Below are 13,118 nucleotides of genomic sequence, written 5' to 3' on the forward strand. Positions count from 1 at the left end.
GGCGTGTACGTAGTTTCCCGGGGTGCCTGCAAGCAAAGTTGCCATTCTGCTTTTAAAATGGCTGAATCGACATCGTGACGGAGACAATCAGATGATGCGCATCCTCGGCAAGGCAAGCTCGATCAACGTCCGCAAGGTCTTGTGGACCGCCAGCGAACTCGGCATCGCGTTCGAGCGCGAAGACTGGGGCAGCGGCTTCCGCTCCACGCAGGAACCGGAATTCCTCGCGCTGAATCCGAACGCGATGGTGCCGGTGCTGGTCGATGGCGACGTCGTGCTGTGGGAGTCGAACACGATCTGCCGCTACCTGGCCACGCGCCATGGCGATGGCCGCCTGCTGCCGGCCGAGGCGCTGGCCCGCGCGAAGGTGGAGCAGTGGATGGACTGGCAGGCGACGGAATTGAACAATGCGTGGCGCTACGCGTTCATGGGCCTGGTGCGGGGCAGCCCCGCGCACCAGGATCCGGTGCAGATCGCCGCCGGCATCGCCGGCTGGAACCGCCAGATGGGCCTGCTCGAGCGGCACCTGGAAACGGCGGGCGACTACGTGGCGGGCGGGGCGTTCTCGCTGGCCGACGTCGTGCTGGGCCTGTCCACGCACCGCTGGCGCAAGACGCCGATGGACGAGCGTCCCGACTATCCCGCCATCGCCGCGTGGATGGCTCGGCTGGAAGCACGTCCCATGGCCCGCGCGTGGCTGCCGGACAATATTGTGTGAAAGCGCGCTTGAAAAAATCATTATTTATCTTGACCAGAATGGTGCAACGCAGTAAGGTATGGAACGCTTTGCACCCCCGAAGCTTATTGTCAAGCCAGCTTGTCACACAAAGTCAACCTCGGCATGACGCGCTTTCACAATGTAGGCAGTTTGCTCCAACCCGTGCCACAAGCGCGAGAGATTCGCATTCCGCTACAGTAACTCAAGCTGAACGAGTTGCGTCCAGCGCCGGTTCGTAAGGATCCTACGGCATCCTGAAAGATCGACGTGACCGCAGAGAGAAGGGAAGCATGAGCACTGTTGCGTGACACGTATCTCGTCAGGGACGAGCATCCGATCAATCTCCCTATGGGTTTTGAAAGGAACGTATCATGAGTAACGACGCAGCAGCTCCCATCACGGGCGCTGAGATCGTAGTCCGTTGCCTGGCGGAAGAGGGCGTGAAACACGTCTTCGGTTACCCCGGCGGTGCGGTTCTCTACATCTACGACGCCATCTTCAAGCAGGACAAATTCCAGCACATCCTGGTACGCCACGAGCAGGCAGCCGTGCACGCGGCCGACGCGTATTCGCGCAGCTCGAACGAAGTGGGCGTATGCCTGGTCACGTCCGGTCCGGGCGTCACCAATGCCGTCACCGGCCTCTCCACCGCATACATGGATTCGATTCCGATGGTCGTGATTTCCGGCCAGGTTCCGACCAATGCGATCGGCCAGGACGCATTCCAGGAATGCGACACCGTGGGCATCACGCGCCCGGTGGTGAAACACAATTTCCTCGTCAAGGACGTCAAAGACCTTGCCGATACCATCAAGAAAGCCTTCTATATCGCACGCACCGGCCGTCCGGGCCCGGTCCTCGTCGATATCCCGAAGGACGTGAGCATGCAGAAGGCGACGTACTCGTACCCGAAAGAGGTCGAGATGCGTTCCTACCGCCCCGTCGACAAGGGCCACGCCGGCCAGATCCGCAAGGCGGTGCAGCTGCTGCTGGCGGCCGAGCGTCCGATGATCTACACGGGCGGCGGCGTCATTCTCGCCAATGCGTCGAACGAACTGAACAAGCTGGTCGACAAGCTCGGCTTCCCGGTCACGAACACGCTGATGGGCCTGGGCGCCTACCGCGCCACCGACAGGAAATTCGTCGGCATGCCGGGCATGCACGGCACCTACGAAGCGAACATGGCGATGCAGCACTGCGACGTCCTGATCGCCATCGGCGCCCGCTTCGACGACCGCGTGATCGGCAACCCGAAGCACTTCGCGTCGAACCCGCGCAAGATCATCCACATCGACATCGACCCGTCGTCGATCTCGAAGCGCGTGAAAGTGGACATCCCGATCGTCGGCAACGTCAAGGACGTGCTGGTCGAACTGCTGTCGCAGCTGGATGCCGCCGAGCAGCGTCCGAACCCGGCCGTGCAGAAGTGGTGGCAGCAGATCGAGGACTGGCGCGGCCGCGAGTGCCTGCGCTATGCGACCTCGGATGAGCTGATCAAGCCGCAGTCCGTCGTCGAGAAAGTGTGGGAAGTCACCGGCGGCGACGCGTTCATCACGTCGGACGTGGGCCAGCACCAGATGTGGGCCGCGCAATACTACCCGTTCGACAAGCCGCGCCGCTGGATCAATTCCGGTGGCCTGGGCACGATGGGCGTGGGCCTGCCGTACGCGATGGGCGTGCAGATGGCGAATCCGGGTGCGACCGTGGCCTGCATCACGGGCGAGGGTTCGATCCAGATGAACATCCAGGAACTCGCGACCTGCAAGCAGTATCACCTGACGCCGAAGATCATCCTCCTGAACAACCGCTTCCTGGGCATGGTGCGCCAGTGGCAGGAACTCGACTACGGCTCGCGTTATTCCGAGTCGTACATGGATTCCCTGCCGGACTTCGAGAAGCTGGCCGAGGCCTATGGCCACGTCGGCATGCGCATCGAGAAGCCGGGCGACGTCGACGGCGCGCTGCGCGAAGCGTTCGCCATGAAGGACCGCCTGGTGTTCATGAACTTCATTACCGACCGCAGCGAAAACGTCTGGCCGATGGTCAAGACGGGTAAGGGCCTGTCGGAAATGCTGCTCGGATCGGAGGACCTGTAATGCGACACATCATCTCCGTCCTGCTGGAAAACGAAGCCGGCGCGCTGTCGCGCGTGGTGGGCCTGTTCTCGGCACGCGGCTACAACATCGAGACGCTGACCGTGGCGCCGACCGAAGACGCTACCCTGTCGCGCATGACCATCGTGACGACGGGTTCGGACGACATCATCGAGCAGATTACCAAGCACCTGAACCGCCTCATCGAGGTGGTGAAGGTGGTCGACCTGACCGAAGGCCAGCACATCGAGCGCGAGCTCATGCTGATCAAGGTGAGGGCAGTCGGCAAGGAACGCGAAGAAATGAAGCGCACCGCCGACATCTTCCGCGGCCGCATCATCGACGTGACGGAAAAAACGTACACGATCGAACTGACGGGCGCGAAGACGAAGCTGGATGCCTTCATCGACGCCATCGACCGCGCCTCGATCCTCGAAACCGTCCGCACGGGCGGTTCCGGCATCGGCCGCGGCGAGCGCATCCTCAAGGTTTGACGCTGGCGATATATTCGGTGGACCTCGTGTCCACCAAACAAAATAACGAAACACGAAAAGCACAGGATTAAAAAATGAAAGTTTTCTACGACAAAGACTGCGACCTCTCCCTCATCAAAGGCAAGAATGTCGCCATCATCGGCTACGGCTCGCAAGGCCACGCACACGCCCAGAACCTGACGGAATCGGGCGTCAACGTCACCGTCGGCCTGCGCCGCGGCGGCGCATCGTGGGGCAAGGTCGAACAGGCCGGCATCAAGGTCGCTGAAGTCAACGAGGCAGTGAAAGCCGCCGACGTCGTCATGATCCTGCTGCCGGACGAAAACATCGCCGACGTGTACAAGAACAACGTCGAGCCGAACATCAAGCAGGGCGCCGTGCTGGCGTTCGCGCACGGCTTCAACGTGCACTACGGCCAGGTCGTGCCGCGCGCCGACCTCGACGTGATCATGGTCGCACCGAAGGCCCCGGGCCACACCGTGCGCGGTACCTATCGCCAGGGTGGCGGCGTGCCGCACCTGGTCGCCGTCTACCAGGACAAGTCCGGCGCAGCCCGCGACATCGCCCTGTCGTACGCAATGGCCAACGGTGGCGGCAAGGCCGGCATCATCGAAACCAACTTCCGTGAAGAAACCGAAACCGACCTGTTCGGCGAGCAGGCCGTGCTGTGCGGCGGTGCCGTCGAGCTGATCAAGGCCGGCTTCGAGACGCTGGTGGAAGCCGGCTACGCGCCGGAAATGGCTTACTTCGAGTGCCTGCACGAGCTGAAGCTGATCGTCGACCTGATCTACGAAGGCGGCATCGCCAACATGAACTACTCGATCTCGAACAACGCGGAATACGGCGAATACGTCACCGGCCCGCGCGTCGTGACCGAAGACACCAAGAACGCGATGCGCGCTGTCCTGAAGGACATCCAGACCGGCGAATACGCCAAGTCGTTCATCCTGGAAAACAAGGCCGGCGCCCCGACCCTGATCTCGCGTCGCCGCCTGAACGCCGAGCACCAGATCGAGCAGGTCGGCGCACAGCTGCGCGCGATGATGCCGTGGATCGCCAAGAACAAGCTGGTCGACCAGTCGAAGAACTGATCGGCATTCCCGGCTGAATGAAAATCGCCTCGCTTGCCGGGGCGATTTTTTTTGTGTCCTTCGTTTGCAATCATTTGCAACTTTCCATTACATAAACTCGACTTTCGCGTCAAACCGGTTATCGTTCTCGTGCCGCGGCAATACGCCGTGAAGAATCAAGGAGAACAACAATGTCCATCAAAAAACTCGTCCTGTTGACCGCGCTGAGCGCCGCACTGTCCGCGCAAGCCCAGACCGCGCCCGCCACGAGCGGCACCCTGGTCATCGTGCCCGCGTTCGGCGAAGTGAAGCATGCCAACGACGAGGCGACCGTCACCTTCGCCGTCGAGGAGCAGGACAAGGACCGCGCGGCGGCCACCGCCCGCGTCAACCAGAAGATGAAGCAGGGCACGGACATCGTGCGCCGCGAGGATCCTCAGGCGGAACTCAAAACGGTCGGCTATTACACCTATCCCGTCTACCCGGAAGTGCCGGACGGCCCGCGTCCGCTGGCGAACCCCGCCGCGCGCCGCGTCCCGATCGGCTGGCGCGTGGGCCAGTACCTGGAAGTGAAGACGCGCAACCTGCAGGCGCTGCCGAAGACGGCCGCGGCCGCGCAGAAAGTCGTCAACCTGAACGGCATCGACTACCACCTGAGCCCGGAGCTGCAGAAACGCCTGGACGACGAGCGCATCGCCGCCACGTACCGCAACCTCAATGAGCGCATCGCCTCGATCGCGCGCGCGATGGGCCGCAACGTGAATGATGCCGTCATCGACACGGTCGATTTCGAAGGCAGCGGCAATTACGCGGGCGGCCAGGCCGAGGCCGCGGCACCGCAGATGATGCGCATGTCGGCCAAGCGCGCGGACATGGCCGAGATGCCCGAGCCGAGCTTCGAGCCGGGCGAGACGACCTTGCAGATGCGCCTGGTCGGCAAGGTGAAATTCCGCTGACGGTAGCCGTTCGCTAACAGAGGTGCGCGGACACTATAATGGCGGGGTCCGCGCCTCCTCGGTGCATTGTTGAGAAAAAGAAACCTATGCCGACACTACCCCGACGCCGCAAACCCGGCGCCATCAAGGCGCCCCGCTTCGCCCGCTTCAGCCGCGTCCGCAAGACGGATGCCGCCGCATCCCGCCCGCGCCGGGGCATCTACCTGCTGCCGAACGCCTTCACGACGGCCGCGCTGTTCGGCGGCTTCTACGCGATCGTGATGGCGATGAACCAGCGCTTCGACCACGCCTGCTGGGCCGTGTTCATCGCGATGGTGCTGGACAGCCTGGACGGCCGCGTCGCCCGCCTGACGAACACGCAATCGGAGTTCGGCGCGCAGTACGACAGCCTGTCGGACATGGTGTCGTTCGGCGCCGCGCCGGCCCTGGTCATCTACGAATGGTCGCTGCGCGGCCTGGGCAAGCTGGGCTGGATCGCCGCGTTCGTGTACTGCGCCGGCGCCGCATTGCGCCTGGCCCGCTTCAACACGAACATCGAGGTCGTCGACAAGCGCTTTTTCCAGGGCTTGCCGAGCCCGGCCGCGGCTGCGTTGGTCGTCGGCTTCGTGATGATGATGACGGACCCGGACATCAACGTCAGCGCGCGCAAGGTCGACTGGATCTCGTGGGGCATCGCGCTGTTCGCGGGCCTGACGATGGTGACCAATGTCCCGTTCTACAGCTTCAAGGACGTCAATTTCCGCAAGTCGGTGCCGTTCATCGTCGTGTTCCTGATCGCGCTCGCGCTGGCGCTGCTGGCGATCGACCCGCCGAAGGTGTTGTGGCCGCTGTTCGTCGTGTATGGCCTGTCGGGTTATGCCGTGTACCTGTACCGGCTCGCGAAAGGCAAGCCCGTCAGCATCATCCAGACGGATGAAGAGACGCTCGATCCGAGCGAGCGCCGCTGAAAAAAACGCCCCTCGCGGGGCGTTGTCATTTCTACGGCCGGTCAGCCGGCTTTCGCCGCCGACTTGCCCTGCTGGCCCACGTGCGCGTCCGCCTGCACGCTGCCGCGGAACGTGTCGTCATGCGCGCCGTTGCCTGCGCTCTGCAGATTGCCGCGGTGGACGCTGCCGTTCTGGAACGGGTCGCGGAAATTCTTCAGCGTGTCCTGCTGCGTGCGCAGGCTGCTTTGCGTTTCTTCGGAGGCGACGCGCGCCACCTCGTCGGCCAGCGTGCGTGCGGTGCGCGACGTCTCCTGCACGTGCTGCTCGGCCACGCGGGCCAGGTCGACCTGGGAATCGGCGACGACGCGCGACAGGTGCTGCTGGTAAGCGCGCAGCTTGTCCGCGGCCGGCTGGGCGCGCGACGCGGCGGCCGAGATGATGTCGGTCGGGTGGTTCGTCGTCAGCAGCTGCTGGCCGGCGATGTTGCTTTCTTCGAGCAGGGTCTGGCTCAACTGGATGTTGGCGTCGATGAGATGCTGGATCGAACGCGACATCGATTTCGACATGTCGTTGAGGAACGCAACCTGTGCGTCCAGGTGCGAGCGAACGGCGGGCGTGACGGACTGGGAAAACAGGAACATGGGTGACCTCGTGAAAGTGGATCCGCTTCGGAAAGTGCGCTTCGGGAGCGCGACGTCAGGCTCGCCGATTTCGATGACATTCCGATGACAGGTCCAATCGTGCGCGTGGCGCACGAGCCACTTCAATCGCGCGCCGTGCGCCATTCCTGCGAGCTGGGCGTCGATTCGTGCTCCGGGCAATTGGTCTGCCTCCACTTGCCGTGCTTCTCGATCATGTCGATGCTCGTCGTCGGCGCGCGCTCCGTCATGCAATAGGTGCCGCCGCCCGCGATCACGCGCTCGCGGCGTGCGCCGTCGCCCGTGTTGTTGACGAGTTCCGCCACCTTCGGCGCCTGGTACCACGCATTCGGCGCCATGTCGGCCGCGGCCTGGATGCCCCTGCGCAGGCGGATCTGCGGGCTGTCCGGCGGGGCGACGATATACGGATTGTTTTCCTTGCGCAGCGCGCGGTCGATGGCGCCGACGTCGCGCCGGGCGCGTTCCAGCATGGCGGCGCCGGCGGACGGCGCCGGCGCTGCCGCGGGCGTGCTCGCGGCGGCGGGCGTGTCGGCCGGCGGCGGCGCGGCGGCGGGTGCGGCCGGCACGGTCACGCGGGGCAGGGTGATCGCACCTGCGCGCGGCGCCACCTGCGGGCGCGCGGGCGCCTGTTCCTCTTGTTCGCGCCGCGGCTGGGGCGCGGCGGGCGCCGGCAGCCGTATCCACTGGATCGTCGAGCGCGGCGGTTCGGGCGTGACGGCGGGCGGATGGCGCGTCATCTGCCAGCCCAGGACCAGGACGGCATGCACGACGAGGGTGACCGCGATGCCGACGTGGCGGCGGTCGCGCGGCGGGAGCAGGGCGGGTGCGGTGGCGATCATGTCGGCCCAGTATAGCCAGCGCCGATCGCCACATCCTCACACATTGTTGCGCTGCCGGCGCGGATCAGCGGCGGCGGAAACGGTCGTCGTACAGCGGGTCGGGCCCGTTGAGCATCTGGCGCACGACGCCCTGCGCATCGAAGTGCACGTTCATCATCGAGTTCCACACTCCCGCTTCCTTGTAGCGGTACGACCAGACTTCGTAGTCGTGCGCGTACACCCGCGACACCTCGGCGGGACGGCCGAAATTGCGCAGGATGTCGTCCTTGGTCCACCGGTCGACTTTGACCTTGCCGAAGTTCTCGCTCGTGAGGACCTGGTCGTACGAGACGAGGCGGCCGTCCGGGCCGATGCGCGCCATGTACTGGAACTGGCCCATCGGCTGGCCACGGTATTCGAGTACCTGGCCGCCGGCGGGATCCGGATAGACGGCGTTCGGCTGCCCGAGCTGCGCGGTGACGGCGGTCAGCGGCGCCCCGATCGGCGGCGGCTGGCGCAATATCGTCGTGCAGCCTGACAGGACCAGCGCCAGGGCGGTCGCGCACAGGGTCGAACGGAGCGGGGTCATCATCGCGATCTCCTGGGTTACAGGCCCTTCGAACGGTCGTCGAGCAGCGGATCCGGTGTGTCGTCCGTGCGCCGTACTTCGCCGCGGACGTTGAAATAGATGTTCCTGTACGAGTTCCAGATGCCGTCCTGCTTGTAGCGGTACGACCAGACTTCGTCACCCGTCGCGCGGTCGCGCGAGACTTCGGCGGGGCGGCCGAAGGTGCGCAGGACGTCGTCCTTCGTCCAGCGCGCCGGCTGCACCTTGGCGAAGTTCTCGCTGGTGAGCGCCTGCTCGTACGCCACGAGGCGGCCGTCGGCGCCGATGTGTGCCATGTGGTTGTACTGGCCCATCGGCTGGCCGCGGTATTCCAGCACCTGGCCGCCGGCGGGATCGGGGTAGACGGCGTCCGGCTTGCCCAGCTTCGCGGTCACGTCGGCCAGCGGCGTGCCGGCCGGCGGCGTGCGGTTGAAGGTCGAGCAGGCGGACAGGGACAGGGCGATGCCCAGGACGGCGGCGGTGCGGATGAGAGTGATTTTCATGTATTTACGGTTCAGCGGGCATGCCATTGTGGCATCGCCAACCTCCCGATTTTAACGGAAGCGGCGGAAAAACTGGCCTCGCCCGCGCTTTTCCCATATACTTCCCGGTCTTGGCCTCCGGGCCAGGTTTTTTATCAATTCACGGTGCGCTGGGTTCCGACTCTTGCACCGCATGTGAAAGGCAACATCATGACCGTAGAAAACATCAACAAGGCCGCGATCATCGCGGACAACGCACGCGGCGACAAAGACACCGGTTCGCCGGAAGTCCAGGTTGCACTGCTGACCGCCCGCATCAACGAACTGAACGGCCACTTCAAGGAACACCAGAAGGATCACCACTCCCGTCGTGGCCTGATCATGATGGTCAACCGTCGTAAGAGTCTGCTGGCTTACCTGAAGGCCAAGGATCTGAACCGTTACCGCGACCTGATCGCCAAACTCGGCCTGCGTAAGTAATCAGCAGTTCCCGAGCATTGCGCCAGACGGCCCAAGCTTCGAAATGCCTGCGTCAGTTTCACTGTCGCGGGCATTTTTCGTTTTGGCCGTCGTTGAGTTTTTCTTTGAAGTAAGTCGGGGTCAGAGCACAACCGTGAACACCGTGCTCCGACCCCGGAGGAAAAAATGTAGTTGAGGTGAACGACAGCGCCTGAAAATCTGTCGGCAAATAGAAAGGGATTACCCATGTTTAACAAAGTTACGAAAACCTTCCAGTACGGCGACCATACCGTCACCCTCGAGACCGGCGAAATCGCCCGTCAAGCCAGTGGCGCCGTCCTCGTGTCGGTCGAAGACACCGTCGTCCTTGCGACCGTCGTGGCCAAGAAGGATGCCAAGCCAGGCCAGGATTTCTTCCCGCTGACCGTCGACTACATCGAGAAGAGCTACGCCGCGGGCAAGATCCCCGGCGGCTTCTTCAAGCGTGAAGGCCGTCCGTCGGAGAAGGAAACGCTGACGTCGCGCCTGATCGACCGTCCGATCCGTCCGCTGTTCCCGGAAGGCTATCTGAACGAAGTCCAGGTAATCATCCACGTCCTGTCCGTCAATCCGGAAATCGATCCGGACATCCCGTCGATGATCGGTGCCTCGGCCGCCCTGTGCGTGGCCGGCATCCCGTTCAACGGCCCGATCGGCGCCGCCCGCGTCGGTTACGCGAACGGCCAGTACATCCTGAACCCGACCACCACCCAGCTCAAGACCTCGCAGATGGACCTGGTCGTCGCCGGTACCGAGCACGCCGTGCTGATGGTCGAATCCGAAGCGCAGCAACTGTCGGAAGAAATCATGCTGGGCGCGGTCGTCTACGGCCACGAGCAGATGAAGGCCGTCATCGACGCGATCCACGCGCTGGTCGAAGAAGGCGGCAAGCCGGAAGTCGAATGGGCGCCGGCACCGAAGAACGAAGAGCTGATCGCCCGCGTCACCGCGATTGCTGAAGGCAAGATCCGCGAAGCCTACCAGGTCCGCGACAAGCAGGCCCGTACGCAGAAGCTGAAGGAAACGACCGCGCTGGTGCTGGCCGAGCTGGGCGAAGGCGTCGACAGCGTCGAAGTCGGCAACATCCTGTTCGACATGGAAGCCAAGGTCGTGCGTTCGCAGATCCTGGAAGGCGAGCCGCGCATCGACGGCCGCGACACCCGCACCGTGCGTCCGATCTCGATCCGCACGAGCGTCCTGCCGCGCACCCACGGTTCCGCGCTGTTCACCCGCGGCGAAACCCAGGCCCTCGTGATCGCCACGCTGGGCACCGGCCGCGACAGCCAGAAGATCGACGCGCTGATGGGCGAGTACACCGACGACTTCATGATGCACTACAACATGCCCCCGTTCGCCACCGGTGAAACCGGCCGCGTGGGCACGCCGAAGCGCCGCGAAATCGGCCACGGCCGCCTGGCCAAGCGCGCGCTGGTCGCCGCGCTGCCGTCGCCGGAAGAGTTCAGCTACTCGGTCCGCCTGGTGTCGGAAATCACCGAGTCGAACGGTTCCTCGTCGATGGCCTCCGTCTGCGGCGGCTGCCTGGCACTGATGGACGCGGGCGTCCCGATGAAGGCCCACGTGGCCGGCATCGCGATGGGCCTGATCAAGGAAGGCGGCAAGTTTGCCGTCCTGACCGACATCCTGGGCGATGAAGACCACCTGGGCGACATGGACTTCAAGGTCGCCGGCACCACCGCGGGCATCACCGCGCTGCAGATGGACATCAAGATCCAGGGCATCACCAAGGAAATCATGCAGGTGGCACTGGCGCAAGCCAAGGAAGCGCGCCAGCACATCCTGGTCGAGATGCAGAAGGCCGTGCCGTCCGTGAAGACGGAACTGTCCGACTTCGCCCCGCGCCTGATCACCATCAAGATCAATCCGGAGAAGATCCGTGACGTGATCGGCAAGGGCGGCGCCGTCATCCGCGCGCTGACCGAAGAAACCGGCACGCAGATCGACATCACCGACGAAGGCATCGTGACCATCGCGTCGGTCGACGCCGCCGCCGGCCAGGAAGCCAAGCGCCGTATCGAAGAGCTGACCGCATCGGTCGAAGTGGGCAAGACCTACGACGGTACCGTGCTGAAGCTGCTGGACTTCGGCGCCATCGTCCAGGTCATGCCGGGCAAGGACGGCCTGCTGCACATCTCGCAGATCGCCAACGAGCGTGTGAACGCCGTCGCCGACTACCTGAAGGAAGGCCAGCAAGTGCGCGTGAAGGTCCTCGAGACCGACGAGCGCGGCCGCCTGAAGCTGTCGATGAAGGCAGCGGCTGCGGATGACGCGGCGGCAGCGGCGCAGTAAGCCGCTGCCGGCTGTTCAGCCAAGTAAAACCGCCAGTGCGTGAGCCTGGCGGTTTTTTTTATGCGAATCGCAAGCATGGTTAATAGTGCCAAATTCGGTACTGGATTTAGGTATGCCGTGTTACGATGCCGTCATCGACTGTGGAGGCCTCATGAACGTTGTGCAAAATATTCAACCCATCAGCTTCCTGAAAACGAACACGAGCGATGTCGTCAAGCAGGTGCAGGAGACGCGCGAGCCGGTGCTGATCACCGTGAACGGCAAGGTACAGGCCGTTATCCAGGATCCCTTGAGCTACCAGACAATGCAGGACCAGCTGACGATGCTCCGCATTCTTGCGCATGGCCAGAAGCAAATCGAACAGGGCAAAGTGACCGATCATGATGATCTGTTCGCGCAGTTCGAGGCGGAAGACAGGGAAAGCTGAACGACCTCATGCAAATTATCTGGACCGATGCCGCGCGCGACGATCTTCTCGAGATCCGCGAATACCTGAAGCGTTCCCAGTCTCCGGCATTCGTCAAAAAGGTAACGGAACAGATCCGCGATGAGGTCGGGTCACTCAAGGAGTGGCCTTCCAGGGGCCTCCTTGTGCAGGAACTGGAGGAGCTTCAACTGGATCAGTATCGCGAGCTTCTCGCGGGGCAGCATCGCATCATCTTCGAGCGCGCGAGTGAAGCGTTGTACGTTCACATCGTCTGCCATGCGAGGCGCGATCTCGAGGCGCTGCTGCGGCGCCGGCTGTTGGCGGGGTAGGTGGTTCGTCTGCCGGTAAAAAAAACGCCAGTGCGTGAACCTGGCGTTTTTTTTCGTCCGGTGCGGGCATTTTGCGCATCAGGCCGCCAGCTTGGCTTTCTGCGCAGCGGTCAGGCGCTTGCCGACGATGACGATCGTGATGGCCGGGCCGGTCGGCGCGGTCGGGGCGGCGGCGCGGGCTGCCACTTGCAGCGGCGCGACGGGGGCGGCGAAGGTGTTCGAGACGCTCACGGCCACGACCAGGGCTGCGAGGAAGATGGCTTCCATGTTTTTAGCGATGTTCATTCTCTGTTCTCCGTTTCGTTTGACTGTAAGCACATTATCGGAACCGATGAGATATAAATCCAATTTCAAGTTCAAATACTCGGCATTACTTCTGGGAATGTCTTGTCGGGCGAACACAGGTTAGATATCACGATAGCGAATAATTTGATCGAAGTTCATGAATAAACACATGGCCACGGAACCGTCGGCCCGCGCCCGTGCACATATGCCCAGTGCCGACCAGGCAAGCAACGACTGGACATCATGGACAAACTCTTCTTCATCCAACACTTTTTCTCCAAGAACCCGCCGGGGAAACCCGACCGGCATCCGGCCTTCGCGTCGTTGAGCGACGGGCAGCTGGTGGCGACATCGCGCGGTCCGGCCGCGCGTCGCCATGAGGACGATGTCGATTGGGGCCGCATGCGGGGCCTGCCCAGAAAAGGCGGAGAGACGCCATAACCACACAT

General features: G+C 63.3%; 16 protein-coding genes. 11 read left to right on the top strand and 5 right to left on the bottom strand.

Annotated features, from left to right (window positions below):
* Nucleotides 1-91: 91 nt before the first annotated feature.
* The 6 genes from ACEN9G_RS21780 (at nt 92) to pssA (ending at nt 6,278) form a co-directional block, all read left to right on the top strand.
* Complete coding sequence (locus ACEN9G_RS21780) at nt 92-718, top strand: glutathione S-transferase family protein (protein WP_413341705.1); 627 nt, start codon at nt 92-94, stop codon at nt 716-718.
* A gap of 371 nt (nt 719-1,089) precedes the next feature.
* Nucleotides 1,090-2,814 carry an acetolactate synthase 3 catalytic subunit gene (locus ACEN9G_RS21785; RefSeq protein ID WP_056136995.1) on the top strand — a complete coding sequence of 575 codons (1,725 nt, stop codon included), beginning with the start codon at nt 1,090-1,092 and terminating at the stop codon, nt 2,812-2,814.
* Nucleotides 2,814-3,305, top strand: a complete 492-nt coding sequence (ilvN, locus tag ACEN9G_RS21790) for an acetolactate synthase small subunit (RefSeq protein ID WP_056136997.1) — start codon at nt 2,814-2,816, stop codon at nt 3,303-3,305. Before ACEN9G_RS21785 ends, ilvN begins: the two co-directional genes overlap by 1 nt.
* Before the next feature lie 74 nt (nt 3,306-3,379).
* The gene (gene ilvC, locus ACEN9G_RS21795; protein ID WP_036230707.1) at nt 3,380-4,396 is read left to right on the top strand and encodes a ketol-acid reductoisomerase; all 1,017 of its coding nucleotides are present in this window, start codon (nt 3,380-3,382) and stop codon (nt 4,394-4,396) included.
* A gap of 170 nt (nt 4,397-4,566) precedes the next feature.
* A complete protein-coding gene (locus ACEN9G_RS21800; protein WP_413341702.1) occupies nt 4,567-5,331 on the top strand; it encodes an SIMPL domain-containing protein in 765 nt (254 codons plus the stop codon).
* An 86-nt stretch (nt 5,332-5,417) separates the two neighbouring features.
* Complete coding sequence (gene pssA / locus ACEN9G_RS21805; protein WP_371757968.1) at nt 5,418-6,278, top strand: CDP-diacylglycerol--serine O-phosphatidyltransferase; 861 nt, start codon at nt 5,418-5,420, stop codon at nt 6,276-6,278.
* Nucleotides 6,279-6,319: 41 nt separating this feature from the next.
* Here pssA and ACEN9G_RS21810 read toward each other — a convergent pair whose 3' ends face one another.
* The 4 genes from ACEN9G_RS21810 to ACEN9G_RS21825 all read right to left on the bottom strand — a co-directional run bounded on the left by ACEN9G_RS21810 (nt 6,320) and on the right by ACEN9G_RS21825 (nt 8,844).
* Nucleotides 6,320-6,898, bottom strand: a complete 579-nt coding sequence (locus ACEN9G_RS21810; protein WP_413341700.1) for a phasin family protein — start codon at nt 6,896-6,898, stop codon at nt 6,320-6,322.
* 122 nt (nt 6,899-7,020) lie between these two features.
* The gene (locus ACEN9G_RS21815; RefSeq protein WP_483126949.1) at nt 7,021-7,755 is read right to left on the bottom strand and encodes a hypothetical protein; all 735 of its coding nucleotides are present in this window, start codon (nt 7,753-7,755) and stop codon (nt 7,021-7,023) included.
* A 64-nt stretch (nt 7,756-7,819) separates the two neighbouring features.
* Nucleotides 7,820-8,326 carry a hypothetical protein gene (locus tag ACEN9G_RS21820; RefSeq protein WP_413338712.1) on the bottom strand — a complete coding sequence of 169 codons (507 nt, stop codon included), beginning with the start codon at nt 8,324-8,326 and terminating at the stop codon, nt 7,820-7,822.
* 14 nt (nt 8,327-8,340) lie between these two features.
* Nucleotides 8,341-8,844, bottom strand: coding sequence for a hypothetical protein (locus ACEN9G_RS21825; RefSeq protein ID WP_413338714.1), 504 nt, complete (start codon nt 8,842-8,844; stop codon nt 8,341-8,343).
* A 189-nt stretch (nt 8,845-9,033) separates the two neighbouring features.
* Between ACEN9G_RS21825 and rpsO the strand changes: the two genes are divergently transcribed.
* From rpsO to ACEN9G_RS21845, 4 genes are all read left to right on the top strand, one after another.
* On the top strand, nt 9,034-9,303 hold the full coding sequence (rpsO, locus tag ACEN9G_RS21830; protein ID WP_056137414.1) for a 30S ribosomal protein S15: 270 nt from the start codon (nt 9,034-9,036) through the stop codon (nt 9,301-9,303).
* 225 nt (nt 9,304-9,528) lie between these two features.
* Entirely contained in the window at nt 9,529-11,628 is a 2,100-nt protein-coding gene (pnp, locus tag ACEN9G_RS21835; protein ID WP_413338717.1) for a polyribonucleotide nucleotidyltransferase, read from the top strand.
* Nucleotides 11,629-11,779: 151 nt separating this feature from the next.
* A complete protein-coding gene (locus ACEN9G_RS21840) occupies nt 11,780-12,055 on the top strand; it encodes a type II toxin-antitoxin system Phd/YefM family antitoxin (protein ID WP_413338719.1) in 276 nt (91 codons plus the stop codon).
* 8 nt (nt 12,056-12,063) lie between these two features.
* Nucleotides 12,064-12,384, top strand: coding sequence for a type II toxin-antitoxin system RelE/ParE family toxin (locus ACEN9G_RS21845; protein WP_413338721.1), 321 nt, complete (start codon nt 12,064-12,066; stop codon nt 12,382-12,384).
* A 78-nt stretch (nt 12,385-12,462) separates the two neighbouring features.
* Here the strand turns inward: ACEN9G_RS21845 and ACEN9G_RS21850 are convergent, their stop codons facing one another.
* A complete protein-coding gene (locus tag ACEN9G_RS21850; protein ID WP_413338723.1) occupies nt 12,463-12,669 on the bottom strand; it encodes a hypothetical protein in 207 nt (68 codons plus the stop codon).
* Nucleotides 12,670-12,912: 243 nt separating this feature from the next.
* Between ACEN9G_RS21850 and ACEN9G_RS21855 the strand changes: the two genes are divergently transcribed.
* Nucleotides 12,913-13,110 carry a hypothetical protein gene (locus ACEN9G_RS21855; RefSeq protein WP_413338725.1) on the top strand — a complete coding sequence of 66 codons (198 nt, stop codon included), beginning with the start codon at nt 12,913-12,915 and terminating at the stop codon, nt 13,108-13,110.
* Nucleotides 13,111-13,118 lie beyond the last annotated feature (8 nt).

The sequence above is a fragment of the Massilia sp. Masssp94 genome, from assembly GCF_059491305.1.